25 protein-coding genes and 3 pseudogenes are annotated in these 23338 nt (G+C 69.9%); 11 read left to right on the top strand and 17 right to left on the bottom strand.

Annotated features, from left to right (window positions below):
- The first annotated feature begins 81 nt into the window (after window positions 1–81).
- A complete protein-coding gene (locus ACWCQM_RS15400) occupies window positions 82–1494 on the top strand; it encodes a nucleobase:cation symporter-2 family protein (RefSeq protein WP_450915785.1) in 1413 nt (470 codons plus the stop codon).
- An 87-nt stretch (window positions 1495–1581) separates the two neighbouring features.
- Here ACWCQM_RS15400 and ACWCQM_RS15405 read toward each other — a convergent pair whose 3' ends face one another.
- Window positions 1582–2379, bottom strand: a complete 798-nt coding sequence (locus ACWCQM_RS15405) for a thioesterase II family protein (RefSeq protein ID WP_450915786.1) — start codon at window positions 2377–2379, stop codon at window positions 1582–1584.
- A 2-nt stretch (window positions 2380–2381) separates the two neighbouring features.
- On the bottom strand, window positions 2382–2555 hold the full coding sequence (locus tag ACWCQM_RS15410; protein WP_450915787.1) for a hypothetical protein: 174 nt from the start codon (window positions 2553–2555) through the stop codon (window positions 2382–2384).
- Between the two features lie 465 nt (window positions 2556–3020).
- On the opposite strand from ACWCQM_RS15410, the gene ACWCQM_RS15415 reads away from it, so the two are divergent.
- Together ACWCQM_RS15415 and ACWCQM_RS15420 are read left to right on the top strand one after the other, a co-directional pair.
- Complete coding sequence (locus tag ACWCQM_RS15415; protein WP_450915788.1) at window positions 3021–3473, top strand: peptidoglycan-binding domain-containing protein; 453 nt, start codon at window positions 3021–3023, stop codon at window positions 3471–3473.
- A 601-nt stretch (window positions 3474–4074) separates the two neighbouring features.
- A complete protein-coding gene (locus tag ACWCQM_RS15420) occupies window positions 4075–4401 on the top strand; it encodes a plasmid stabilization protein (RefSeq protein ID WP_450915789.1) in 327 nt (108 codons plus the stop codon).
- Between the two features lie 343 nt (window positions 4402–4744).
- On the opposite strand, the gene ACWCQM_RS15425 is transcribed toward ACWCQM_RS15420, so the two are convergent.
- Together ACWCQM_RS15425 and ACWCQM_RS15430 are read right to left on the bottom strand one after the other, a co-directional pair.
- Window positions 4745–5830, bottom strand: coding sequence for a hypothetical protein (locus ACWCQM_RS15425; protein WP_450915790.1), 1086 nt, complete (start codon window positions 5828–5830; stop codon window positions 4745–4747).
- A gap of 13 nt (window positions 5831–5843) precedes the next feature.
- Window positions 5844–6860, bottom strand: a complete 1017-nt coding sequence (locus ACWCQM_RS15430; protein ID WP_450915791.1) for a hypothetical protein — start codon at window positions 6858–6860, stop codon at window positions 5844–5846.
- A gap of 318 nt (window positions 6861–7178) precedes the next feature.
- Here ACWCQM_RS15430 and ACWCQM_RS15435 point away from each other — a divergent pair, with 318 nt between their 5' ends.
- Window positions 7179–7406 (top strand): DUF2945 domain-containing protein, encoded by a 228-nt coding sequence (locus ACWCQM_RS15435; RefSeq protein WP_450915792.1) that lies wholly within the window; start codon window positions 7179–7181, stop codon window positions 7404–7406.
- A 72-nt stretch (window positions 7407–7478) separates the two neighbouring features.
- Here ACWCQM_RS15435 and ACWCQM_RS15440 read toward each other — a convergent pair whose 3' ends face one another.
- Complete coding sequence (locus ACWCQM_RS15440) at window positions 7479–8813, bottom strand: APC family permease (protein ID WP_450915793.1); 1335 nt, start codon at window positions 8811–8813, stop codon at window positions 7479–7481.
- A 118-nt stretch (window positions 8814–8931) separates the two neighbouring features.
- Here ACWCQM_RS15440 and ACWCQM_RS15445 point away from each other — a divergent pair, with 118 nt between their 5' ends.
- On the top strand, window positions 8932–9387 hold the full coding sequence (locus ACWCQM_RS15445; RefSeq protein WP_450915794.1) for an SRPBCC family protein: 456 nt from the start codon (window positions 8932–8934) through the stop codon (window positions 9385–9387).
- Between the two features lie 78 nt (window positions 9388–9465).
- The gene (locus ACWCQM_RS15450; protein ID WP_450915873.1) at window positions 9466–11082 is read left to right on the top strand and encodes a phytoene desaturase family protein; all 1617 of its coding nucleotides are present in this window, start codon (window positions 9466–9468) and stop codon (window positions 11080–11082) included.
- A gap of 79 nt (window positions 11083–11161) precedes the next feature.
- On the opposite strand, the gene ACWCQM_RS15455 is transcribed toward ACWCQM_RS15450, so the two are convergent.
- Window positions 11162–12301 (bottom strand): aromatic acid exporter family protein, encoded by a 1140-nt coding sequence (locus ACWCQM_RS15455; RefSeq protein ID WP_450915795.1) that lies wholly within the window; start codon window positions 12299–12301, stop codon window positions 11162–11164.
- A 117-nt stretch (window positions 12302–12418) separates the two neighbouring features.
- A complete protein-coding gene (locus ACWCQM_RS15460; protein ID WP_450915796.1) occupies window positions 12419–13048 on the bottom strand; it encodes a hypothetical protein in 630 nt (209 codons plus the stop codon).
- Between the two features lie 339 nt (window positions 13049–13387).
- On the opposite strand from ACWCQM_RS15460, the gene ACWCQM_RS15465 reads away from it, so the two are divergent.
- Together ACWCQM_RS15465 and ACWCQM_RS15470 are read left to right on the top strand one after the other, a co-directional pair.
- Window positions 13388–14038 carry an SDR family NAD(P)-dependent oxidoreductase gene (locus ACWCQM_RS15465; RefSeq protein ID WP_450915797.1) on the top strand — a complete coding sequence of 217 codons (651 nt, stop codon included), beginning with the start codon at window positions 13388–13390 and terminating at the stop codon, window positions 14036–14038.
- Window positions 14039–14044: 6 nt separating this feature from the next.
- Window positions 14045–14458 (top strand): hypothetical protein, encoded by a 414-nt coding sequence (locus ACWCQM_RS15470; protein ID WP_450915798.1) that lies wholly within the window; start codon window positions 14045–14047, stop codon window positions 14456–14458.
- Here the strand turns inward: ACWCQM_RS15470 and ACWCQM_RS15475 are convergent.
- Window positions 14448–15195 (bottom strand): annotated as a pseudogene (locus ACWCQM_RS15475) (MmyB family transcriptional regulator). The gene ACWCQM_RS15470 and the pseudogene ACWCQM_RS15475 sit on opposite strands and share 11 nt — an antisense overlap.
- Window positions 15196–15221: 26 nt before the next feature.
- Between ACWCQM_RS15475 and ACWCQM_RS15480 the strand changes: the two are divergent.
- Window positions 15222–15791: a hypothetical protein gene (locus ACWCQM_RS15480; protein ID WP_450915799.1), complete on the top strand. Its 570-nt coding sequence runs from the start codon at window positions 15222–15224 to the stop codon at window positions 15789–15791.
- Between the two features lie 140 nt (window positions 15792–15931).
- Here the strand turns inward: ACWCQM_RS15480 and ACWCQM_RS15485 are convergent, their stop codons facing one another.
- Both ACWCQM_RS15485 and ACWCQM_RS15490 read right to left on the bottom strand, forming a co-directional pair.
- On the bottom strand, window positions 15932–16303 hold the full coding sequence (locus ACWCQM_RS15485; RefSeq protein ID WP_450915800.1) for a cupin domain-containing protein: 372 nt from the start codon (window positions 16301–16303) through the stop codon (window positions 15932–15934).
- Window positions 16304–16344: 41 nt separating this feature from the next.
- Complete coding sequence (locus ACWCQM_RS15490; RefSeq protein WP_450915801.1) at window positions 16345–16644, bottom strand: hypothetical protein; 300 nt, start codon at window positions 16642–16644, stop codon at window positions 16345–16347.
- 30 nt (window positions 16645–16674) lie between these two features.
- Between ACWCQM_RS15490 and ACWCQM_RS15495 the strand changes: the two genes are divergently transcribed.
- Window positions 16675–16947: a hypothetical protein gene (locus ACWCQM_RS15495; protein ID WP_450915802.1), complete on the top strand. Its 273-nt coding sequence runs from the start codon at window positions 16675–16677 to the stop codon at window positions 16945–16947.
- A gap of 226 nt (window positions 16948–17173) precedes the next feature.
- Here the strand turns inward: ACWCQM_RS15495 and ACWCQM_RS15500 are convergent, their stop codons facing one another.
- Complete coding sequence (locus ACWCQM_RS15500) at window positions 17174–18070, bottom strand: NADP-dependent oxidoreductase (RefSeq protein WP_450915874.1); 897 nt, start codon at window positions 18068–18070, stop codon at window positions 17174–17176.
- A 156-nt stretch (window positions 18071–18226) separates the two neighbouring features.
- On the opposite strand from ACWCQM_RS15500, the gene ACWCQM_RS15505 reads away from it, so the two are divergent.
- Window positions 18227–18640, top strand: a complete 414-nt coding sequence (locus ACWCQM_RS15505) for a winged helix-turn-helix transcriptional regulator (protein WP_450915803.1) — start codon at window positions 18227–18229, stop codon at window positions 18638–18640.
- Between the two features lie 239 nt (window positions 18641–18879).
- Here the strand turns inward: ACWCQM_RS15505 and ACWCQM_RS15510 are convergent, their stop codons facing one another.
- The 6 genes and pseudogenes from ACWCQM_RS15510 to ACWCQM_RS15535 form a co-directional block, all read right to left on the bottom strand.
- Window positions 18880–20457 carry a tannase/feruloyl esterase family alpha/beta hydrolase gene (locus tag ACWCQM_RS15510; RefSeq protein ID WP_450915804.1) on the bottom strand — a complete coding sequence of 526 codons (1578 nt, stop codon included), beginning with the start codon at window positions 20455–20457 and terminating at the stop codon, window positions 18880–18882.
- Between the two features lie 250 nt (window positions 20458–20707).
- Window positions 20708–21499 carry an alpha/beta fold hydrolase gene (locus ACWCQM_RS15515; protein WP_450915805.1) on the bottom strand — a complete coding sequence of 264 codons (792 nt, stop codon included), beginning with the start codon at window positions 21497–21499 and terminating at the stop codon, window positions 20708–20710.
- A gap of 58 nt (window positions 21500–21557) precedes the next feature.
- A pseudogene (locus tag ACWCQM_RS15520) lies at window positions 21558–21803 on the bottom strand (acetaldehyde dehydrogenase (acetylating)); the annotation flags it as partial.
- Window positions 21784–21942 (bottom strand): annotated as a pseudogene (locus ACWCQM_RS15525) (2-keto-4-pentenoate hydratase); the annotation flags it as partial. The pseudogenes ACWCQM_RS15525 and ACWCQM_RS15520, both read right to left, overlap by 20 nt.
- 40 nt (window positions 21943–21982) lie before the next feature.
- Window positions 21983–22303: a ferredoxin gene (gene fdxA, locus ACWCQM_RS15530; RefSeq protein ID WP_450915806.1), complete on the bottom strand. Its 321-nt coding sequence runs from the start codon at window positions 22301–22303 to the stop codon at window positions 21983–21985.
- A 7-nt stretch (window positions 22304–22310) separates the two neighbouring features.
- Window positions 22311–23315, bottom strand: a complete 1005-nt coding sequence (locus ACWCQM_RS15535; RefSeq protein WP_450915807.1) for an NAD(P)/FAD-dependent oxidoreductase — start codon at window positions 23313–23315, stop codon at window positions 22311–22313.
- Between the last annotated feature and the right edge of the window lie 23 nt (window positions 23316–23338).

Below are 23338 nucleotides of genomic sequence, written 5' to 3' on the forward strand. Positions count from 1 at the left end.
GCCCGGGCCGGTGGGCCCGGGCCGTCCCGCTCGTGTTCCTTCCCCGTTCCCCAGCTCCGCTTCGCCTCCCGGAGGCCCGCCGTGTCCCAGTCCCCCGACGCATCCGCGTCCGCCACCACCGCACCGGCCCGGCACCCGGTCGACGAGGTCCTGCCGCCCGCCCGCCTGGGGCTGCTCGGCCTCCAGCACGTGCTGGTGATGTACACCGGCTGCGTCACCGTGCCGCTCGTCTTCGGCGCCGCCGCCGGGCTCGACACCTCCACCATCGGCCTGCTCATCAACGCCGACCTGCTCGTGGCCGGGCTGATCACCCTGATTCAGGCGCTCGGTGTCGGCAAGTTCCTCGGGGTGCGACTGCCGGTCGTCGCGGGAGCCACCTTCGCCGCCGTCACCCCGATGATCCTCATAGCCGGCGAGTACGGCCTCCAGGCGGTGTACGGCTCCATGATCGCCGCCGGTGTCTTCGGACTGCTGGTCGCGATCCCGTTCGCACGGGCGGTGCGCTTCTTCCCGCCCCTGGTCAGCGGATCCGTCATCACCGTGATCGGACTCTCCCTGATAGGCGTCGCGGCCGGGCTGATCGCGGGCCAGGATCCCACCGCGAAGGACTACGCGGCCCCCGGCCACCTGGCCCTGGCCGGCGGCATCGTGCTGATCATCGTCCTCGTCAACCGCTTCACCAGCGGCTTCCTCTCCCAGCTGGGAGTCCTGCTCGGACTGCTCGTCGGCACGCTGGTCGCCGTACCCATGGGCCTGACCGACTTCTCGTCCGTGGGCGGGGCCGACTGGTTCGGCCTGGCCTCCCCCTTCCACTTCGGCGCCCCGCACTTCCCTGTCGCGGCCGTCATCTCCATGTGTGTGGTCATGCTCGTGATCTTCACCGAGTCCACCGCCGACATGCTGGCCGTCGGTGAGATGACCGGCCGCCCGCTGTCCCGCAAGGACCTGGCGCGGGGCCTCGCCGCGGACGGCCTCTCGGGTGTCCTCGGCGGTGTCATGAACGGCTTCCTGGACACGGTGTTCGCGCAGAACGTCGGCCTGGTCGGCATGACCAAGGTGCGCAGCCGTTACGTCGCCGCCGTCGCCGGAGCGATCCTCGTGGTCCTCGCCCTCATCCCGAAGCTCGGAGAGATCGTCGCCTCCCTGCCGGGCCCGGTCATCGGCGGCGCCGGGCTCGTCATGTTCGCCACGGTCACCGCCGTCGGCATCAGTACCCTGCGCAAGGTGGAGTTCGAGGGCACCAGCAACTTGCTCATCGTCGCCGTCGCCATCGGTGTCGGCATGCTCCCGGTGGTGGCGCCGTCCTTCTACCACGCCTTCCCGACCTGGGTGCAGATCATCGGCGGCAGCGCCATCACCAGCGCCACCGTCGCGGCGTTCGTGCTGAACCTGCTGTTCAACCACACACCCGGACGGAAGAAGCCCGCAGGCCAGGAGCCGGAAGCGCTCCACAAGCCCGCCCCGGAACCGGCCCCCGCGCCTGGCCGGCCCTGAGGTGCCCCGGTGCGGAGTCCCGCGGCGCGGAACTCCGCGCCGGAGGAGGGGGAGTGGTGGGGCCGGCTCCCGGAGCGGCCCTCCCGGTCAGGTGTCGGGAGCGAGCGCCGGTACCGTTCCGGGGCGGTGGCCCGCCGTCAGACGCTCCGATACCTGCGCCAGCAGGTCCTCCTCCTGCTCCATGAGGTAGAAGTGGCCCCCGGGGAAGGTCCGTACGTCCAGTTCGTGTGAGGTCGTCCGGGCCCAGGACAGCAGTTCCTCCCGAGTGCACACCGGGTCCGACTCACCTCCGAACGCCGTGACCGGTGTGCTCAGCTCCACCGGGTCCAAGGGCCGGTAGTCGCGCAGCAGCTGGAAGTCGCCGCGCAGCGCGGGCATGATCAACGGCGCCAGGATCGGCTCGTCGTACGCCGCCGCGTGCCGCCCGCCCAGCCCTCGTGCGTAGCCGATCAGCGTCTTGTCGTCCAGCGGACCGCGGAACCGGCCGCTGACGGAGTACGGGGCACCCCGGCCCGAGACGAAGAGATGGTCGACCACGAAGCCGTGCTTCTGTTCGAGTGCCTTGGCCGTCTCGTACGCCGCCGAGCTGCCCATGCTGTGCCCGAAGACCGCCAGCGGCAGATCGAGGAGCGGCCGCACCGCCGTGGTGATGTGGCCGACGAGCTCGTCCATGTCCGTCACGCACGGCTCGGCGAGGCGGTCCTGCCGCCCCGGGTACTGCACGGCGACCACTTCGACATCCAGGGGCAGCCGTTTCTGCCAGGTGCGGAAGAGCACGGCGGACCCGCCGGCGTGCGGCAGGCACAGCAGCCGGATCCGGGCACCGGCGACGGGGTGGCGGCGGAACCACGCCGTGCCCAGGTCGCCGAGGTCAGTACGCGGCACGTTCAGCACCTCTGGAAGCCGTGGAGGCGCTCGCCTCGAAGGAGCACCGTCATGCCCGAACGGTAAGGATGGCGCGGGACCACGGCGAGCAGGGAGGAGGGCTCGGCCGGTCCGTCCACCGCGAACTCACGCACGGCGTAAATGAATTGTTCGGACGGTGGGGCCTTGGTCTCCATGGTGACACGCTGTCCGACTCTCTCTCGGACGTCAAGATGGAGATCTGCGCCGTGCGTTTTCCGTACCTGGGGCCCGGTCCTCACTGCTACACCAATTCGCTGACGGCAACACGTCGGCCATCACCACGTATGAATGCCTCGGCTGTCCAAGCGCCTGTGCAGCGCGGCAGACATTGAGGAAGCACGGCTCCGCGCGACCGTCGGCACGGCCGGACCGCGGCAGGGAAGCGGAGCAGCTCGTTCTCCCCCCTCGACCTGCGCTTTTGCGTTCAGCCGCAAGGGAGTGGCCGGGCGCCGGCCGGACAGGCGACAGTTGGCCTCACCAGGCGCAGAGACCGGTCAGGACACGCGACCGGGGCTCGCGCCCTCGAAAGGCCGCAGTTTCCGCTCCACCTTCCATGTCCGTACCTCGCATTGCGGACGCCTTCACGGGAAGCGTCCACGCCAAGGAACCCAGGGGGAAGTATGAAGAAGCTCCGCGCACTGCGCACTCAGGCCGGTGCCTCCGCTGCGGCAGTCGCGCTCTGCGCCGCCGGCATCGGGATGGTCACCGCGACACCCGCTTCCGCCTACGCCGGCTACTGCAACGACACCGTCGGCAGGACGATCTCCAACTCCGGCTATCACGCGAGCATTCCCGCCTACAACAACAACGTGGACTGCCAGATGTACCAGGGAGCCAGCGGCCGCGAGGTCAAGGCTCTGCAGATCACGCTGAACAAGTGCTACGGCCGCAGTCTGAGCACCGACGGGATCTTCGGCACCAACACCAGGAACGCCCTTGTCTACGCGCAGGGGCAGGAAGACATCGGCACTGACGGCGGGTACGGCAAGGAGACGCGGACGAACATCAAGTGGGCCTTCCAGTACAGCGGCAGCCTCGGTCAGTGGTCCTGCTTCTACATCACCAACTGGTAGCGGCTGCCGAGCAGTGCCGGGCGGGCGATGGTCAGGGCCTGCGCAGGAACACTGCTGGCGGATCGGGTAGTTGTGTCCACGGCATCCGCGGGGCAGGAGGAAGGCTGTCTCGGTTCAGCACTCAGGGTTCGACCGGCAGGTGCCGTGGAGCGTATACACACGAGGGCGGGAGGTTCGGGCCGTGTTCGAGGGCTTCGAGACCGATCGGGTTCAGGCCGATGAAGCATCGATTCTCGTTCGCCACGGCGGGGAAGGGCCGCCGGTGGTTCTAAGTGCTCGGCGCACGAGCTCTATCCGGCGGGCCGTAGGGCTGCCGGACAGGAAGTGCGGGGGCAGGGCCTCGGGGCGCCGGTCCACCAGGCGTCGAGGTGGTGGAGGATCTCAGCGGTGGTGGTGACGCTGCCCCGAGCGTCGGCGTCGTAGGAACCCGACGACGTTTTTCGTCCTCGCAGGCTGACCTGCGGCAGACGTCCGCTGACTGGATATGGGGTGCGCAGTGCTCTCCCGGATCGCGAGCGCCAGGTTTTGCGCGTGTCATGGGGGTAGCCGTCCATGTGCTGCACGTGGGAAGCCTGCTGCTGCCCAGGAAGAGGAGAGTGCCATGCCCGCCGGATCCAGTCCCAAGCGTGAGCGTCAGTACGAGCACATCAAGGAAGGTGCCAAGAAGCACGGCACTTCTGAGAAGCGGGCTGAGGAGATCGCAGCCCGCACGGTCAACAAGGAACGGGCCCGCTCAGGAGAGGCGAAGTCGGCGAGCAAGACTTCCACGCGGGACCCCAAGTCCGCTCCTCAGCGTGGCGGCCAGCGCTCCCACAGCGGTTCCGGAGGTCCGACGAAGGACCAGCTTTACGCGGAGGCCAAGAAGAAGAACATCGAGGGACGCTCATCGATGACCAAGAGCCAGCTGAGCAAGGCTCTGGGCCGCTGAGCCAGTGCCCAAGGGCCGTGCCGCAGCGACGCCGTTGTGGTCGCGTTGGCCGCCGAGGTCCCGGCGGGCCGGTATCGAGGGAATTCAGCCGACGCGTGACCCCCGCCGGGCTCGACCGGTTCAGCGATCGGCGATGCGATGGACATCGCCGTGATGGACGGCCGTATGGTCGATGTACGGGAGCGAGCCACGGACCGGGTCAACCGAGGCACCGCACCCGTTCGTCGGGCACGCTCGTCGACCTGGCCGCCGCCGACTCGATGCCGTGCCCGGCCGGCGTCGCGCTCCACGGGACGGGCCCGGGACGCTCGCGCGCCCGGGGCCCGTCCCGTACCGGTGCAGGTCAGCGGAGCTGGACGGATGCGACCAGAGTGTTCAGGTCCGGCCAGACCTTCTTGTTCGTCTCCGGCAGTACGACCCACAGCACCGAGGGGCGGACCCGCCCGGTGTCGACCACGAGGACCGCGTTCAGGTCCATCGTGGACGGCACCCCGCGTTTGTGGAAGTGGATCTCGCTGACCAGCAGCCAGGCGTCATGCCCGTCGACCTTCAGCGGCTGCGAGGCGACATCGACCAGGATCGCCTGGTCGCGGGGGTACTCGTAGCGCCGCCGCTCGTCCATCACCGCGCCCGCCACGCCCCGCAGCTCCCCGGTGCCGCCGGCCGCGGCCATGATGTCCTCGTCGACCTGCGTGGACTTCACGAGTGCGCGCTGGCGCCCCTCCTGCTTGCGGGTGAAGCCGTCGAAGACCGGATCCGACGTCTTGCTCCGGTCCCACGTGCCGCCCAGCTCCGCGTACTCCAGGGAGGAGTCCGTGACGGTGCCGATGACCGGCGAGCCCTCGCCCGGGTAGTCCGGCACCTTGACGGTCCCGGTGAGCCGCCGCTCCTCGGGCAGCGGGGAGGCGCCGGGGGTGAGAGTGGGCACGGGGATGCCCCGCTGCGGGGCGTCCGCGGTGCTGCCCGCGCAGGTGGCGGACGAGGAGTCCGGTGTGCTGTGCGCCTGCTGGACCACCTTGCCGCCGACCAGCACGGTGCACGTGAGAGTGCCCCCTTCCTGGTCCTCGCGGCTGCTGACGTCCAGATAGAAGTCGGCGCCCGCCGCCAGCTCGACGGTCTTGCGGTACGGCAGGATGACGACCCCGTGGGGCTCGTGGTTGCCGTTCGCCTCCCCGACGGTGAGGTCCACCGAGGGGTGGTCGCCCGTCGCGATGTAGGTGACCTCGACCCGCCGGGATTCCTTGTCCGGGGATGCCCCGTCGTCGCTCGGGTCGCCGACGGCCAGGGCCAGGCCCACCGCGCCGAGCGCTACCACCTCGAAGAGGATCACCAGGGCGCCGACCAGATAGAACCCGCCCGGGATCCGGTCGAAGGTCTTCTTGCCGCGGCCGGAGTGGGACTCACGTCTCGGCTGGGACGTCTGCGTCATGTCGTCCTCCCCCTCACGCCCGGCCGCTGCCGCCGGACCGGCGGCCGGCGGGCTCGTCGAACCGCGTGGCCAGCAGCCCTGCCTCCCGCGCCTCGTCCAGCATCCGGTGCAGGTCCTGGAGCCGGGACCGGTCGGCGAGCCCCTCGATCTCGGCGACGGCCAGCTCGTCCCGCACCGTGTTCACCACCAGCTCGTGCATGTCCTCGCCGAGTTGCTCCAGCTCTCGTACGGCCTCCCACTCGCGGTACGCCGCGTCCGCCGCGCGGGTGTTCTCGGCGTACCGCTCCAGTGCCTCCACCCGCTCCTCCAGCGCGCTCGACGACAGCCGCAGCGCCCGCCGCTGAGTCCGCAGGACCTCCTCCACCCGCGAGCCGGAGGCGTCCCCGGCAGCGGTGAGCACCTTCCGCGCCAGCCGGGTCAGCTCGGCCAGGCGCTGGGCGATCTCGTACTGCTGGGCCGGCAGCGTCACGTCGTTGGCGATGTCGTCCAGCAGCCCTTCCCGGTCGACCTGCGACTGGAGTACCGCCGTCACGGCGGCCTGGGCGCGCTCCATCCGACGCAGCGGCGAGTGGCCCAGCAGCTCGCGCAGGGAGTCGTCGCCGAAGTCCTCGGCCAGGTAGTAGCGGCCGTGGCGCAGCCGGGCCACCCGCTGCCGCTCGTCGGTCCCGCAGCCGAGGACGACGATCAGCAGCCAGGCCAGCAGGTGCACCCCCACGACGGTCAGGATGAACGCCTCGAACCCGAACCGGACCCCGACCCAGATCAGTCCCGCCTGCGCCGCGAGCCCGACGGCCAGGCCGGGCCACACGCCGATCAGCGCCCACAGGATCGTCACCGGCAGTAGCGCGCACACGGCGGAGACCCCCAGGGCCGTCCAGATGTCCGCCTTGGTACGGCCGCCCAGCCCCGGTTCCTCGGGCAGCGGCAGCGTGGCTGGGAAGAGTCCGTCGGCGGACTCCTCCAGCAGCGCGCGCTCCGAGTCATCGAGGGCCGGATCCACGACCGGCCGCAGCGCGATGTTCTGCGCCATTCAGCAACACCCCCCACAGGTTGGGGGAGATCGTGACACACGCCGGAGGGCCTGCCCACGCCGCCCCTGTTCCCGGCCACCGACTGAGACGGCGCCGACCCGAAGACAAACGGTCTCCCGGCTCGTCGACGCCCTCGCCGCAGCCGGGCCGAACGCCCTGTCCGCGATCAGGACCGCTCGGGCCGGCGTGCGCGAGCAGGTGCCTGAAGGGAGGCGTCTTCCGAATGCGCAGTGCCACGAACGGCGGGACAGTAGGGGTGTTTACAGACCGTTGTGCAGTGGGGGTGTGGAGGACAAGGCGGAGGGAGCGTGCGGGGCGTGGCGAAGGGAAAGAAGCTCGGGAAAGGTGATCGGGTCTCGTGGAGCAGTCACGGGCAAAGCGTTCCTGGAAAGGTGAAGAAGAAGATCACGGGCCGCACCGAGGCTGCAGGGCGCACCGTCGACGCCTCGAAAAAGGAGCCACAGTACGAGGTCGAGAGCGATAAATCCGGGCGCAGTGCCGTACACAGGCCGGAGTCTCTGCGTAAGAAGGGATCCGGTTCATGAGCGGTACGGGTGAAAAAGCAACGGCGGTGAGAGCACGGCATGCGTCATCGTCCGCCTTCAGACTCACTCGGTTCAATCACCGCTGCGCCGTGCCCGTGCTGCGGCGACGGCGCCGAGTGCCGCGCCGACAGCCAGGACGAGGAGCCCTCTGAGCCAGACCTCCCGCTCGATCTGGGTCGCGAGAACGACGCAGGACACGGCCCCGAGCACGGGTACGGCCGTCGGCGCCCGGAAGTGCTCGCGAGGAGCGGCATCGCGGCGCAGCACCAGGAGTGCGGTGTTGACGAGGAAGAAGACGACGAGGAGAAGCAGGACGAGGGTGGAGGCGAGAGTGGAGACGTCGCCGGTCAGCGCCAGGAGCAGAGCGAGGCCGGTGGTCGCGGCGATGGCGGCCCACGGTGTGCGCCGGCCGGGCAGCACCTTCGTGAGGAATGTGGGCAGGAGACCGTCTCGCGCCATCCCGTAGGCCAGCCGTGAGGACATGATGCCCGTCAGCAGGGCCCCGTTCGCGACGGCCACCAGGGCGATCGCGCTGAAGAGTTCCGTGGGTACCCCGTCGGCGGCCCGGACGACTTCGAGGAGCGGCCCGCTCGACCCGGCGAGCGTCCCGGTCGGCACGGCTGCCGCGGCAGCTGCTCCGACCAGGGCGTACACAGCGCCGGCTGTGACCAGTGCGCCGAACAGCGCTCTCGGATACGACCGGCGGGGGTTCCGGGTCTCCTCGGCCACGTTGACGGAGGTCTCGAATCCTACGAAGGAGTAGTAGGCGAGCACCGCCCCGCTCAGCAGGGCTGCCACGGGCCCCTCGCTCGCGGTCCCCAAATGCGTCAGCCTTCCCACGTCCCCGTCGCCGCGCAGCACGATGCAGGCTCCGAGGCCGATCACGAGCAGCAGCCCGCCGACCTCGATGACCGTGGCGACGACGTTGGCCCGTGTCGAATCGCTGATCCCTCGCGCGTTCAGCAGCGCCAGCGCGACCAGGAAGACGACCGTCACCAGCACGACGGGGAGAGAGACGAATTCGGACAGGTAGTCGCCGCCGAAGCCGCGGGCCAGGGCGGCCACCGACACGACTCCGGCGGCGAGCATGCAGAAACCGGCGAAGAACCCGACGAACGGACCGTAAGCCAAGGTGGCGTAATGCGAGGCACCACCCGCCCGCGGATATTTGGTGACCAGCTCCGCGTAGGAGGCCGCTGTCAGCAGGGCCAGGCACAACGCCACGAGCAGGGGAGCCCACACGGCGCCACCCGACTCGGCGGCGACCTGGCCCACCAGGACGTACACCCCCGCCCCGAGGACGTCGCCGAGGATGAAGAAGTAGAGCAGCGGGGTGGTCAGGGCCTTTTTGAGCGTGGACGGAGGGCGGCCCGGTGCCGAGGGCGTCGCAGGGGGAGGAGGGTTCACGTGCTCCCGTATACCCGGCCGGGCGCCCTGCAGACGGCAGTACCACCGGATGCTTGCAAGAGTGGGAAGGTCCGCACCGATCGGGCACAGGGGCCGGTGCACCTTACCTGGAGGACTGATGGCCGTACGAAATCGATTGATCAGAGGCACCGTGGAAGAGGTCTGGACGGTTCTCGCAGACGCGGAGCGCTACGGCGACTGGGTGGTGGGGACGTCGGACTCGCGGCGTGAAGAAGGTGTGTGGCCGCAGGTCGGCTCCAGCATCGCGTACACGGTTCGCCTGGGCCCGTGGTCTGTGTCGGGGAGCACTGTCGTCCGGAGCTGTGAGGCTCCGGGGGTGCTGGAGCTGGAGGCCGACAGCGGGTGGCTGGGGACCGCCCGGATCGCCCTGGAGGTCCGGCCATGGGGTGAGAACGCCTTGGTGACCATCGATGAGCACCCCTTGCGTGGGCCGGCCGGGAAGCTCCATAACGCAGTCGCGGACGCGCTGATCCAGGTGCGTCACCGCAGCGTGCTCGCGCGATTGGCGGACACGGTCGAAAAGAATGCCGAGCCGGTGCATCACACACCGTGACACCCGGCCGCCGGCTGCCTGAACGGCAAGGCGGCGGGGATGACGGATCCGCGAGATCCACACCACCTGGAGGTATCGATGCCGGACGCGGTGGTCATCGGAGCGGGGCCGAACGGCCTCGTCGCCGCGAATCTCCTTGCCGCTGCGGGGTGGAGCGTGGAGGTGCTGGAGGCGGAGACCGAGCCGGGCGGCGCGGTCCGCAGTGACCGTGGCGTCCATCCCGACTACGTGAGCGACCTTTTCAGCGCCTTCTACCCGCTGGCTGCCGCCTCGCCGATCCTGGGCGGTCTGGAGCTCCAGGAGGAAGGACTCCAATGGAGCCGTGCTCCGCGTGTGCTGGCGCACCCGCTGCCGGACGGCCGGTGTGCGGTCCTCGAAAGCGGGGCGGAGGACACGGCTGCGGGGCTGGACAGGTTCGCGGCGGGCGACGGGGCCGCCTGGCTCGATCTGTACGGAACGTGGAGCCGTCTGGGTCCCGACATCCTGCGGGCCCTGTTCACACCCTTCCCACCTGTGCGCTCCGCTCTTCGCCTTGCCGCCAGGCTCCGGGCCTCCGGCGGCCTCCGGATGGCACGGACGATGGTGCTGCCCGTGCGTCGCCTCGGGGAGGAGGAGTTCCGTGGCGAGGGAGCCAGGCTCCTCCTCGCGGGAAACGCACTGCACGCGGACCTCGGCCCCGAGGCGGCGGGAAGCGGCGGCTACGGGTGGTTGATGTCCATGCTCGGGCAGACCTACGGCTTCCCGGTGCCGGTAGGGGGAGCCGGTGCCCTCACGGCGGCCATGGTGAGCCGACTGGAACGGCACGGCGGCGTCGTCCGCTGCGGAGAACGCGTGACCAACGTCCTCGTGCGTGGCGGACGTGCCGTCGGCGTACGCACCGCCGGGGGCGAAGCCGTACCCGCCTCCCGTGCCGTCCTCGCCGACGTGTCCGCGCCCGCGCTGTACGGCGGACTGGTCGAGGCACAGCACCTGCCCGGCCGAATGCTGAACGACCTGTGCCGCTTCCAGTGGGACTTCGCGACGTTCAAGGTCGACTGGGCACTGAACGGCCCCGTGCCCTGGACCGCCGAGGACGCGTCCACGGCGGGAACCGTCCACCTGGCCGACGGGGTCGACGGTCTCACCCGCTTCGCCGCCCAGATCGCGACCGGGCAGGTGCCCGACCGCCCGTTCCTCCTCTTCGGGCAGATGACCACCGCCGACGCCACGCGCTCACCCGCCGGCACTCAGTCGGCTTGGGCGTACACGCACGTCCCCCACCGGATCAAGGGGGACGCGGGCGAGGACAGCCTGACGGGGCTATGGGACCGGCGCGAGCAGGAAGCCATGGCCGACCGTATGGAGAGCGAGGTCGAACGCTGGGCACCGGGGTTTCGCTCCCGCATCATCTCCCGGCGACTGCTGGCGCCTCCGACCCTCGAGTCGATGGACGCCAACTTGCACGGCGGCGCGATCAACGGTGGAACCGCAGCCGCACACCAGCAGTTGGTGTTCCGCCCGACGGTGGGCACCGGGCGGCCGGAAACACCCGTGAAGGGCCTGTACCTCGCCTCCGCCTCAGCCCACCCAGGCGGCGGCGTGCACGGCGCCCCCGGCGCCAACGCCGCACGTGCGGCGCTGCGCGGAAGCAGCGCGTACGCACTGCGCGGACCCTCCATGCCGTGGTCGGTCCGCGCAGGACGGGGCAGCGGGTAGGCATTCACAAGTGCTGGCCGTCGTCGGCTTGCTCGGTGCACCGTGGTCAGCGTCGTGGGGACGCGGGTCGCCGGGTGTCTCAGGGACATGGGTCCAGGTCCATGAGCAACTGCCGTGTCACCAGCACGAGTGCATCCGCGGCGGCGGACGCCGGCCCCGTCTGGTGGCGGGCCGTGTCGGCGAGGGCGCGATGGGCGGCCCAAGCCCCGCTCAAGGCCCGCTCGCGGCCGGATCCGTCGGCTGATGCGGTCGTCTTCCCGGCCTCCTCGGCACAGACGCGGGCGGCCTGTTCCAGCACGGCCGACAGATGGGCGACACATCGGGAGGGCGGCGCCGGAAGGCCCGCGTCGTCACCATGGATACCGTTCAGCGTGCTCGCGACGGTGAGGATGCGCGTGCAGACCCCGCTCCACCGAATGTCCTCCGCGAAGGGCGGGGGAGGGGGCCCCGTCCGCCGTAACCGTCCGCCCGGGTTCCAGCGTGCCCCTTCCGTGGCCCAGTACCTGGCATCGGCGACGCCTTGGAGGGACATGGTGAGACGGGATGCCTCGGCGTGCCAGTCCTCCGCCTTCTGCAACGCGTCGTCCTCTCGCAGGCCGTCCGCCATGGTGTCGAGCAGGTCTGCGGATTCCCGCGCGAGGCGGCGCAGCCGGTCACGGACGCTGCGCAGATGCACGGGTGGCAGAACGAGGGCGTTGACCGCGATGCCCACCACCGCCCCGATCAGTGTTTCCAGCAGCCGGTGGCCCACGGTCGAAGCGCTGGCTGATCCGTAGGTGATCACGAAGAGGGCCGTGGTCGCCCCGAGGATGCCCTGGCTCCCGAATCGGCGGTAGTTCCCGAGCAGCGTCATGAACGGCAGAGTGAGCAGCATGGCGGCCATGGTCTGGTCGTACGTGATGGTCATGGCAGCCGACGCCCACACGGTCCCGACGGCGATCACGGCGAACTGCTGCGCTCCCATGCGCAGCGACTGGTAGACGGTGCTGCTGACAAGGGCGACGGCCGTCCAGGGGGCGAGGAGGGCCATGGGCGCTTGGAGCCACCATCCGGTCAGGGCCCACGCGATGATGGCCGCTCCCGCCGCTTTGAGGGACTGGGCGAGTGTGTCCCGTTCGGGCCCGGGCTCCTCGAACGCGTTGTGGACGGACCGCCGGACCCCGGCCCACTCCCGTCCGGCCCACCGCCAGGCGGCCGGCCAATGCACGTCCCGTGCCAATCTGTTCACCTCACCTCGCGGGTCCCGTCCCCCCGCATCCCGTTCGTCGGCCCTCTGGGCTTCGTGCCCGCAGGCGGAGAGGCTACGCGTCGGTGTGGCGGGCCCGGCGTTCCGGAGTCATGCACGGGTCTGCGGCGTATTTGGGCGCCGATGTGGGCGGCGATCACCACTCTTCCAGGACGACCGGACGCTGTGGAGAGGTGCCCCGCGCCAGTACATGGAGTTGAGGTGGGTTCGCTTGTCCAGCAGGTGGCTGCAGATGAAGGCGACCGTGTCCGGGTCGCCGCCCCGGTTGGCCCGGAGGTCCACGATCAGCGCCTGGGCACGGGAGACCAAGGTGAGCGCGGCGGTCAGCGGTTCGGCGGCCCACTCCAGCGGAAACAGCATCGGTGCCAGCTCCAGTACGGCGACTCCTCCGTCGAGCAGTTCCACCCGGGGCGCACCGCCCAGCGAGGTGTCGAACCCCCCGCGGATGGACTCCAGGACCGCCGCCCCCTGTTTTTCAGGCACCTGCTCGGCGTGGTACTGCAGGCTCAGATGCCGGTCGCCGTTGACGGACTGCAGGTCTGCGGTGACCAGGCGGGCAAGCTCCTCGGCGTCGTCAACGGCGTAGGCGCCCTCGGCGTATCGCAGTTGCAGCAGTCCAGCAAGCTGTCCGGCTGTCTCGGGGAAGACGTAGTGCTCGGTCAGAAGCCGGACGGTCTCGTCGATGACAGGGCCAGGCTGAAGCTTCGTCACAGTCGTCATGGCACGAAGTAGATCACCGCTCTTACGGAAGGGGCCATACGTTCAGCAGCCGCCACCACCAGGGCCTCGCCGGCAAGGCCGAGCGGGACGCCACAGCACTCGCACACACGCCCAAGGACTTACGGGACTGTGGTTTCGTTCGTGCTTCTCGACGCGTGTGTCGGTGAGTGCGAGCAGCACCTGGCGATCTTTGGTCGTGAGGATGTTCAGCAGTGTCGACGGCGCTCATGCCATCGCGTGCGCAGTGGCTCGGGATCTGGTTCAGAGGGCTTGCTTGAACGAACGAGCCCGGTGGGTAGGGGTGCTCGCAAGAGACGAGACATCAAGGCAGGAGGGACCATGGCGGTGCTCACAGGCAAGGCAGCTGTCGTTACTGGAAGCTCACGGGGGATCGGCCGGGCTATCGTGCTGCGACTCGCGCGGGACGGAGCGGCTGTGGTTTCAACTACGCGCAGAACCGGGATGCTGCGGACGAGGTCGTTCGGCAGGCTGAGAAGGCTGGCGGGAAGGTTATCGGGGTCCAGCTGGATTGATGACGAGGGCACCGGCGTTGATGAACGGGTTCCGGGGGACGCCGTTCTCGTACTCCAACTGTCGCTGACCGAACCGCCACCAAGCTCCCATGGAAGCAGAGCGCCGATCAGAACGAACGAGGCGCGTGGCACCACCACGTCATCCTCGTCACCGCCGCCCAGACATTCCTCACCTTCAGTCGGCTCGACCCAGAAGCTCCTGCGCGCCACATACGATCCGGCGCCGAAGCCATCTCCGCCGGATCGAGCACCGACCTCGGCCAGGCTTCTCCCGCGCCCACCGCCCGCCCCGCCCGCCGGCCCCGCACCCGGCCTGCAACCATCCACCTCGTATTACCTCCGGGGTAATCGCCTCGCTCCACGTCGACGGGCATGGTGGTCCCACCGGGTTCCGAGGAGGCTGAGGCCACCACGGGACGCGGCCCCGACCAGCGTGTACGCAACCGATGGAGGCTGATCTCCGATGTCCGCGACCACCCTTTCCGCTGTCGCCCGCACCGCCGAGCCACTCGGCATGCTGCGCCGCTTCCTCGCCCTCGACGCCGTCGTCACCGGTGTGAACGGGCTCGCCTACGTAGCGGCGTCCGGACCGCTGGGCCGTCTGCTGGGCGTCGACCCGACGCTGCTGCTCTGGCTCGGCGTCTTCCTCCTGGCGTACGCCGCCGACGTCGGCTGGCTCGCTTCCCGCCGCGAGCCCTCCGGCTTCCTCACCCGGGTGGTGATCGACATGAACGTCGTCTGGGTGGTGGCCAGCATCGCCGCACTCGCCCTCTGGCTCACGCCGACCACGACCGGCGTGGTGTGGGGACTGATGCAGGCGGGCACCGTGGGGGGCTTCGCGGCCCTGCAGTTCGGGGCCCTGCGGCTCAACCGCTGAGCGAGTGCGGACAGGTGGCGGTCGCCCCCTCGGCAGGCAGGAAGGTCTCGATGGCCAGCTCCGCCACGGTCACATCCATGGGCGTGTTGAAGGTCGAGATCGACGAGATGAACGACAGCACCCTTCCGTCGTGTTCGATCTGGAGCGGCAGAGCGAAGTACGGCACCGGATCGGTCGGTTCAACACCCGCCTCCCGCACCGGATACCCCGACACCTCCTCGTACAGATCGCGCAGCGCGGCCGAGCGGACCAGGGGCGATCTGCCGCTCCATCCGGGGGATGGAGAGTGAGATGCACGGCGTTGAGCGGGGGAGCGAGCAGCCGCTCCGGCACGGCCTCAAGGATCATCGCGAAGCCGTTGTTGGCTGCGACCACGTTGTAGGCCGCGACGACCACGAGCGCCAGGTACGGCTCGTACCCGGCGAGCAGTTGCAGGAGCTCGCGGTGCACGGTCTCCAAAGCCGGTCCGTCGAGCGAAGTCTCGGGTAGGCGAGGGCGTAACCGGCGGCCCGCAGCGCCGAGTTACGCTCTCACACCGGAATATCCAGATGCTCGGACGACGGAGCCCGCCTCCAGGCGTGGGGATACGGCGGCCACGACCGGCCGCCAGCTGCCGTGCCGTGCCGGTTTTTGGAGGAACGCCACGGCCATCGACTACGAGCTCGCTCCGGCTTGGCTGCCCTGGTCTGCTGTCGACCCCGCTCTCGTCGCCTTCGCCTGGGACGAAGCCGAGGCATCTGAGATCACCAGGGTGATTGCGTCCATGGTGCCTCCTGAAGATGCCGGGTGGGAGGAGAAGCATCGCTTCACCACCGACGTTACGGCGCTGCTGGGCGCGCGATACGGCCGGTGGGCCTGCGGGTGGCACTGGGCGGTCGGTGAGGGCGGTGGCGGCGGTGTCGTCACCCACTGGTGCTGCGCCTCCCACTCCGTCGGCAGACCCGCGTCAACGGCCGTCAATGTGGTCACGTCGCTGCTGGAGTGGCGCGAGTGGCTGGAGGAACTGGCCGAGCGGTTCGAAGAGTTGACTCCGCCCGCCGGAGCGAATGCCGAGGATCACAGCTGGCACCTGGAACGGGCGGCCACCCGTCTCGTGACCGTGGTCATGGACCGCACTGGTGCCGAATGCGGTTGGTACGGGCTCTGCCATACGGTGCTGACGTGGTTCCTCTCTTCCACGGGTATGGAGGCGCAGGAGGCGAAGGACGCGGTTTACACCGCGATCGGTGGACGGTTCAAGAGCTGGACCGTGCCCTCGCGAATCCTGATCGACGCAGTGGGAGAGGACCTCGCCGTGGATCTGACCGGAGTACAGCCCTATCGTGAGCTCTGACGCCCTGCCGCATGGGTCCAGGTCAGGAAGCAGATCGAGGAATGTTCACCGTGAGCGCGCGCCCGGATCTGCTGTGAAGAAGGGCATCCGCTGAGGCGGACGCCCCTCAGGGCCGCGGCCACGACGCCACGCCCTCCCTGTCAGCTGAGGGTCTCAGCCGCCCTGGTCATCGGCCCTCCTGCGTCACCGGTGTTGATCGTTCCCATCGGCTCGAGCAACAGGATCGCCGTCTCCTCGTCCGCCACGGGGCAGTGTTCGACGCCCCTGGGAATCACGAACAACTCGCCAGGTTCCAGCACCACATCGCCATCCCTGAGCTGGATGGTGAGCCGCCCGCTTATGACCAGGAACAGTTCATCGGTGTCCGCGTGAGTGTGCCAGACGAACTCCCCTTTCAGTTTGGCCAGCTTGACCTCGTAGTCGTTGAGCACAGCCACCTTCTTCTGTGACCACAGCTCGCTGAACTGCGACAACTTGTCGGCGAGGTTGACAGGAACAGCAGACTTGGACATCCGGCATCCTTCCTCAGAGCCGGTCAACCGGGAGCGACTCCTCAGCCCCTCCTGCCGGCATCACAGGCCTGCCGCGCTCGGTCCAGCCAGTCTTGTACGTTCCTGACGTGACCGGAGACCGACGACGCGGTGACCGCCCAGGCGGGCCGGTCCGGGTCGTGGCCGCCCAGATGGTCCAGGGTCGCCAGATTCTGGCTCGGGTGCTGGGCGGCGAAGGCGTCGAAACGGACACCCGCATCCTCGGCAGGGGAGGTCCAGCGATTCCAGCGTCCGTCCACGGTGTGCTTCCACCCTGCGTCGGAAAGCGGCTGCATGGCCGGCGTGACGGTCTTCTCCTGCACCGGGGTCCGATGACCGTGCCTCGTCGTCGCGTGCCGCATCCCACGGCCGACGCCCGCTACGTGTCCCTGGTCGCGATCGGGGCCAGCGACGAGACCGTCACCCCGTACACCTATCAGGCGAACCACATCACCGCGGACAGCCCCGTCACCGGCAAGGTCACGGTCACACCCGAGCGGGCCAGCGTCACCCCCGGCGTGCCGACCGACGTGACCGCCGCCTGGTCCGGCGTCCCGGCGGACGCCCGGTCCGGCGCCTGGATCGAGTACGGCAACGGGACGGGTTCCTTCCTGACCCTCAACTGAATCTCGGCACCCATCGGCGGGGGCGGCACCCACACACGTGCCGCCCCCGCACGCGTGCTCCGCAGGTGCCGGACACCGTCGACACCTTCGTGCGGAACCCTCGGCTCCCGGCCCCCGAGGTGGACGCGTTCAGATCCCACATGTCCGGCTCGGGGATGAAGTACCGGCCTCGCGGGCCGAGCCGTGGCCCTGAGCCGCCACGTCCCGGCCCCGGCGTGGGAGCTGTTCAGAGCGTGATGACGAGGCGTCCGCGCAGGCCACCCTCCGCCAGGCGCGCGTGAGCCGCGGCGGCGTCCGCGAGCGGGAAGGTCCCGGACACGCGGGCCAACAGGACGCCCTGGTCGGCGAGCCGGGACAGCTCGCCGAGCTGGGCGCCGTCCGCGCGTACGTCCAGCGCGTCGACGCGGATGTCGCGCTCCGGGGCCGGCTCCTGCCCGGGCCAGACACCGATGTAGGCGCCGCCGGCGCTCACCGCGGCGAGGGCCGTGTCCCCGAGCAGCGCGGTGTCGATGACACCGTCGAAGGCGGCTGCGGGGAGGGGCTCGTCGCGGGGCAGGAAGCGGTCCGCGCCCCGGGTGGTCAGGAACTCCTCGTCGCGCGCGGAGGCGAGCGCGGTCACCTTCAGGCCGCGGTGGTGGGCGAGCTCCACGGTGTGCGCCCCGACGCCGCCTGCCGCGCCGGTGACCAGCAGGCTCTGCCCGGCCGTGAGGTCGGCCATGTCCAGGGCCTGCGCCGCGGACAGTGCGTTCAGGGGGAGGGCCGCAGCGTGGGTGTCGTCCAGCGCCGTGGGGGCCGCCGCGATGGCGTCCGTGTCGAGGACGACGTACTCGGCGTGCGTGCCCAGCGGGGTGCGGTGGCCGGTGCACAGGCCGATGACACGGTCGCCCGGGGCCCAGCGCACATCCCTGCCGACGCTCTCGACGGTGCCGGCGACGTCCCAGCCCAGACCGATGCGCTCGCCCTCCCCGCCGAAGGCGCCGGCCCGCATGGCCGCGTCCACCGGGTTCAGCGCGCCCGCCGTCACCTTGATCCGTACCTGTCCCGGGCCCGGGGCGGGCACCGGAACCTCCGTGATCTCGACTGCCTCGGGGCCGCCGAAGCGGTACACGGTCGCGGCACGCATGATCATGCTGTTCCTCCTGCGATGGGTGGGGGCGGTGCGCGGGACGAGACACCGTGCAGCCGATTCCTACTTTTGGTGCGCAACCCCACTCTGCGTCAGTATGGAAGTCCGTACAAAAGGCACACGCGTGTAAGAGACGCGGAGAGCAGGCGCACCATGGCATCCGACGTTCACGCGGAGCAGCCGCCCGGCCGGACCGGGCCCTGCGCCCGCTGGCCGGCCGAGCAGGGCGAGACGATCCGGCAGATCGTCGAGCGGGCCGGCGACAAATGGGCCGTCCTCGTCATCGGCACCCTGGAGAGCGGCCCCCTGCGCTACACCGACCTTCAGCGCTCCGTCCCCGGCATCTCCCAGCGCATGCTCACCCACACCCTGCGACAGCTGCGCCGCGACGGCCTGGTCACCCGCACCGCCTACCCCGAGGTGCCGCCGCGCGTCGAGTACGCACTGACCGGTCTCGGCGCGACGCTGCTGGGCGCGGTCACCGCCCTGATCGACTGGGCGGGCACCCACCACGACGAGATCACGCGCAACCGGGCTCAGTACGACGACGAGGTCCTCGGCGACTGAGGCGCGGACCGCCGCGGAGTTCCGGTGAGCGGACCGAGAGCGTTGGTTCCGCAGCGGCCGGCTGATGCCCCGCGTCCCGGCGGCAGCACGGCGATCGCGACCGCCCCCTGCGAGGCCGACCATCCGTGCGGCTTCCGGAACAGCATCGCCCGACCTCCAGGCCGTGATCCGGCAGCGGGCCGGCGGATCACGGCCTCGCGATACGCCGGAGTCATGACGCGTACGCAGGGCGGCCTGACTCAGTGCCTCGCTCGTGCCACATCCGCGGCGAAGCCGTCCCAGTCGTCCGCGCACCGGAAGTTGCCCGCTTCCGAGGTCGCACCGGACCCGTCATAGCGAGCCACCTGCGGATAAGGGCAAAGGGGCCGTGTCATGGAGACTTCGTTCTCAGGACGGTCCGCCACGTACTTGGTGGCGACCATCTTCTTCGGAGCATTCCCCTGTTCGACCCAGGTCCTGACAGTGGCCAACGCGTCGAAGGCGTTGGGGCCCGGGCCTCCCGACACATGCCCACCGCCCGGAATCATGAACAGCCGGTAGAACTCCTGGACATCCCGGAGGGTCGAGCGGACGTGGGGGCCGCCCTTGTCGAGCAGCACCCGGTTGTAGTACTCGACGGGCCGTTCTGCCGCCTGGAAATCATCGCTCCATCCCTGGGTCATGATGAGCTTGCCGCCGCGAGCCGCGAACCGCGAGAGGTCCGGGTTCGTCGCGTCGGTCTTGGCGGCCAGTTTCTTCTCGACCAGTGCGGCGTCCTTGTCGAAGTCGAAGGTGTGCCAGTCCCAGTTCGCGTCGTTGAAAACGGCTCGCCCGAGCAACGCCTGCGGATAGGACGTCAGTGCCGGGTCCTCCGCCGCGAAGTGCCAGGCGGCTTCGCTGCCCAGCGAGAAGCCCGGATACAGCTGTTCACCGGTCCGCGGGTTGCTGACCGGCGCGTACACCCGTTCGGCGGTCGCGATCTGCTCGGAGGTCAGACACCCGCCGGTCCCACCGGCCCGGCACTTCAGCCGCGCGGGGTCGAATCCGCAGTCCCGCGGATCGTTGAGGAACGGGTCTCCCCGGACTCCGTCGCGGCCCGCGCATGCCGCCAGCACCGCGTCGTTGAGCAGCTTGCGATCGTCGACCCGGAGCACGCCGTCCGGGTGTTCTGCGATGCGCTGCGAGGTCCACAGGACCTCCATCATCGCGTGGCTGTAGTCCATCCCGGGGCTGTTCGACACGATGCCGTCGTAGTCCTCGGGGTAGTACTGGGCCTCGATCATGCCCTGCCGGCCACCCGTGGAACCGCCCACGAAGTAGGAGTACTCGGGCCCGGCTCCGTAGTGCGCCGCCAGGATCTCCTTGGCTCGCACCGTCATGAGATGGACCGAGGTCCGGCCCCACATCTCGAGCTGAGCCGGGTCGCTGATCCAGGAGTTCGCCGAGTCGGACGCCGAGTGTCCGGTGTCCGTGGAAACGGTCGCATACCCCGCGGCGAGGGCGGGTGCCATAGCCGAATAGCTGATCTGCCCGGCGAATCCACCGTTGCCGACTCCCTGGAGTCTCCGGTTCCAGGACGTGGTGGGCAGCCAGACCTCGAACGTGAGGCTCGGAGCGACCGTCGCGGTCACGCGACAGAATTCGGGGAGGTCCCGGTACGTTCTCCCGTCGGGAGCTCTGTAGTCGCCGGCAGACACCAGCTGCGCCGATGTCATCTCGGTCTTCGGCAGGACCAGCTTGGTGAGGGTGGCGCATGAACCACCGGGACGCGCGGCCTCGTCGGCCGCTGCGGCGGTGGAGACACCCGCCGTTTGAAGAAGAAGCAGAACGCAGCTCACGATCGCCACCCGTAGGCGCGATGTCCGCACTGGCCCCGTCGACTTTCGCAGAAATGCCATGGGTCCCCTTCGTGGTCGTCCTCTGCCTGACAGCAGGCAGCTACCTACGTGAGTCCAAGGCGGGACGATCGCGAACACGCGGCAGGCATGCAAGCCACGCGGTCCGCTGAACGGATCGGGGGTTCCCGCCCGAGCGGGTCCGGCTCCCTGGGGGAGCCGGACCCGTGTCACGCCGTCCCGTCCTGCCGGATCAGCCGCGGCCGGCCCACTCCAGGACGGTGTCGGCGAACTCCTGCGGCACCTGCTCCGGCGCCGCCGCGTGTCCGGCGGACAGCACGCGGGTCGGGCAGCCGAGCTCCGCCGCGAACTTCTCGAGGGACGGCATGGAGAACCGGTCGTCGGGGGCGCAGACCGCGAGCGTGCGCGCGGTGATCTTCGGCAGGCGGGGTTCCATGGCGTAGCGGCGCACCGCCTGGTGGCCCTCCTCGACACGGTCGAGGACGGTCAGCGCGTCGATGACGTACCGGCCCAGGGCCGCCTCCTCGCCCGGCTGGTAGAAGCCACGCCGGTTGTCCCACAGCTGCCGCAGGTGCGTGCCGTCGGGCTTGGGGTCGACATGGTCGACGCGCCCGTGGGACGCCCGCTTCTCGTCGTCGACGAACGACGTCGCCGAAAGGAGCAGGCTCGCCACGCGGTCCTGGAAGCGGGCCGCCACCTCGACGGCGACCACCCCGCCGGTGTGGTGCCCGACCAGGTGGAAGCGGTCCAGGCCGAGCGCCTCGATCAGGTCGGCGACGCCGTCCGCGAAGCGCTCGATGGTGTGCGGCCCCTCGGGCTTCGCGGACGCCCCGTAGCCGAGGGTGTCCATGGCGATCGCCCGGTACCGGGAACCGACGAGGGGGAGCACGTCGAGGTATTCCGTCCAGGAGCGGGGCGTCTGGTGGAGCAGCAGTACAGGCTCGCCGTCGCCGGTCTCCACATAGTGCAACTGGCCGAAGCGGCTGAGGGCGTAGTCCTTCCGCAGCGTGTTCGTGTCCGTCATGTGCGCGTCGCTTTCGTCACAGGGCCGGCAGCACCGAGGCGCCGACGGATTCGATGAGGTCGGTGGGCGGGGCGTACGAGCCGACGTACGGGCCGATGGCCGCCGGGGTCAGGTCGGTCAGCGTGCGGCCCAGGGGACGCAGGACGTCTTGGTGGTGGCGGCGGGTCCCGGCGGAGGTCGCGTCGAAGACGTACTCCACGTCCGCGAACTCCGGCATCTGCACCAGGCCCTCGACGCCTTTGTGGGTGGTGGCGGCCTTCGGACGGCGGGCACGGGCCGGACCGTCGGAGTCCGGGGCGACGCCGGGGCACGGGTGTGCCGCCGAGCACGTACAGGCCGCTGGAGGCGTTGTCGGCGACGGTGTCGACGATGGTGATGTCCCAGTCGGCGTTGCGGCTGTCGACGATCTCCAGTGCCGCGAACGCGAAGCCGGTTGCCCCGAGCGTCCCGAAATCTGGTTGCCCGACGTCACTGCGGCGGTGCTCATCGGGCGCTCACCAGCGCGGTGTCGACGCCCACCGGGCCGAGAGGGGTCGCTCCGCCGGGGGAGCCGAGCGCGCTGTCGCGGCCGGGCAGGACCTCCACGAAGAAGTTCCGGTTGTCCTCACGGAAGTCGGGGTCCGCCTTGCGGTCCACCGTGATCGCCTGCTCGGGGCAGGCGACCTCGCAGGCGCCGCAGTCGATGCACTCCATGGGGTTGATGTAGAGCTTGCGCTCCCCCTCGTAGATGCAGTCGACCGGGCACTCCTCCACGCAGGACCGGTCCATGATGTCGACGCAGGACGCGCCGATGACGTACGCCATGGTGTGTTCAGTGCTCCTTCTCGGTGGAGTGCCCGGGGAACAGGGCGGCCTCCGGGTCGATGACGGTGGCCGCGTTGTTGACGGCGGTGGCGGCCTCGCCGAAGCCGACGGAGATGAGGCGGACCTTGCCGGGGTAGTCGGTGATGTCGCCCGCGGCGAAGACCCGGGGCAGGTTGGTCGCCATGTGGGTGTCGACGGTGATCTTCCGGGCGTTGAGGCCCAGGCCCCAGTGCTGCAGCGGGCCGAGGTCGGCGAGGAAGCCGAGCGCGGCGACCACGGTTCCGGCCGGGACGAGACGGGTCTCCTTGGTGACGCGGTGCCGGATCTCCGCCTGCTCGGCCCTGTCGCTGCCGATGAGCCGGCTCACCTCGCTGTCGGTGACGATCTCCACGCCGAGGTCGCGGACCTTCTCGACGGACGCCGCGTGGGCGCGGAAGCGGGCGGTGCGGTGCACGAGGGTGACCGAGCGGGCGATCGGCGCGAGGAGGGCCGCCCAGTCGAAGGCGCTGTCGCCGCCGCCGACGACCACCACGTCCTGGTCCGCGTGCACGGACGGGTCCGGCACGAAGTACTCCAGGCCGCGCCCGAGGAACTCCTCCCCGGCGAGCAGCGGCCGAGGCGTGAAGGTCCCGACGCCGCCCGTGATGACGACGGCCCTCGCTCGCACGGTCGCGCCCTGGTCGCTGCGGACGGTCGGCAGGCCGTCGGCGTCATGTGTCAGTTCGGCGGCCCGGTGGCCCAGGAGATAGCGCGGCGCGTACGGATCGGCCTGGGCGACGAGACCGTCCACCAGGTCGCGGCCGCGCACGGACAGGAACCCGGCGATGTCGAAGATCGGCTTCTCGGGATACATCGCGCTGATCTGCCCGCCGAGTTGCGGGAGGACGTCCATCACGGTCACCGTCAGGCCGCGGAAGCCGGCGTAGTAAGCGCCGTACAGGCCCGCCGGACCGGCGCCGATGATCAGGACGTCGGTGCTCAGGACGCCGGTTTCGTCGGTGAGTTGGCTCATATCGGTGAGCCTAGGAACGAGGG

This window comes from Streptomyces sp. NPDC002125 (assembly GCF_053593715.1).

What these genes read in the sequence shown, in the direction of transcription:
- ACWCQM_RS15410 (WP_450915787.1), bottom strand. Translation starts at nt 2,555, where the DNA reads ATGGAGACCAAGGCCCCACCGTCCGAACAATTCATTTACGCCGTGCGT.
- ACWCQM_RS15415 (WP_450915788.1), top strand. Translation starts at nt 3,021, where the DNA reads ATGAAGAAGCTCCGCGCACTGCGCACTCAGGCCGGTGCCTCCGCTGCG.
- ACWCQM_RS15420 (WP_450915789.1), top strand. Translation starts at nt 4,075, where the DNA reads ATGCCCGCCGGATCCAGTCCCAAGCGTGAGCGTCAGTACGAGCACATC.
- ACWCQM_RS15425 (WP_450915790.1), bottom strand. Translation starts at nt 5,830, where the DNA reads ATGACGCAGACGTCCCAGCCGAGACGTGAGTCCCACTCCGGCCGCGGC.
- ACWCQM_RS15430 (WP_450915791.1), bottom strand. Translation starts at nt 6,860, where the DNA reads ATGGCGCAGAACATCGCGCTGCGGCCGGTCGTGGATCCGGCCCTCGAT.
- ACWCQM_RS15445 (WP_450915794.1), top strand. Translation starts at nt 8,932, where the DNA reads ATGGCCGTACGAAATCGATTGATCAGAGGCACCGTGGAAGAGGTCTGG.
- ACWCQM_RS15450 (WP_450915873.1), top strand. Translation starts at nt 9,466, where the DNA reads ATGCCGGACGCGGTGGTCATCGGAGCGGGGCCGAACGGCCTCGTCGCC.
- ACWCQM_RS15460 (WP_450915796.1), bottom strand. Translation starts at nt 13,048, where the DNA reads ATGACGACTGTGACGAAGCTTCAGCCTGGCCCTGTCATCGACGAGACC.
- ACWCQM_RS15465 (WP_450915797.1), top strand. Translation starts at nt 13,388, where the DNA reads ATGGCGGTGCTCACAGGCAAGGCAGCTGTCGTTACTGGAAGCTCACGG.
- ACWCQM_RS15470 (WP_450915798.1), top strand. Translation starts at nt 14,045, where the DNA reads ATGTCCGCGACCACCCTTTCCGCTGTCGCCCGCACCGCCGAGCCACTC.
- ACWCQM_RS15480 (WP_450915799.1), top strand. Translation starts at nt 15,222, where the DNA reads ATGGTGCCTCCTGAAGATGCCGGGTGGGAGGAGAAGCATCGCTTCACC.
- ACWCQM_RS15485 (WP_450915800.1), bottom strand. Translation starts at nt 16,303, where the DNA reads ATGTCCAAGTCTGCTGTTCCTGTCAACCTCGCCGACAAGTTGTCGCAG.
- ACWCQM_RS15500 (WP_450915874.1), bottom strand. Translation starts at nt 18,070, where the DNA reads ATGCGTGCCGCGACCGTGTACCGCTTCGGCGGCCCCGAGGCAGTCGAG.
- ACWCQM_RS15505 (WP_450915803.1), top strand. Translation starts at nt 18,227, where the DNA reads ATGGCATCCGACGTTCACGCGGAGCAGCCGCCCGGCCGGACCGGGCCC.
- ACWCQM_RS15515 (WP_450915805.1), bottom strand. Translation starts at nt 21,499, where the DNA reads ATGACGGACACGAACACGCTGCGGAAGGACTACGCCCTCAGCCGCTTC.
- fdxA (WP_450915806.1), bottom strand. Translation starts at nt 22,303, where the DNA reads ATGGCGTACGTCATCGGCGCGTCCTGCGTCGACATCATGGACCGGTCC.
- ACWCQM_RS15535 (WP_450915807.1), bottom strand. Translation starts at nt 23,315, where the DNA reads ATGAGCCAACTCACCGACGAAACCGGCGTCCTGAGCACCGACGTCCTG.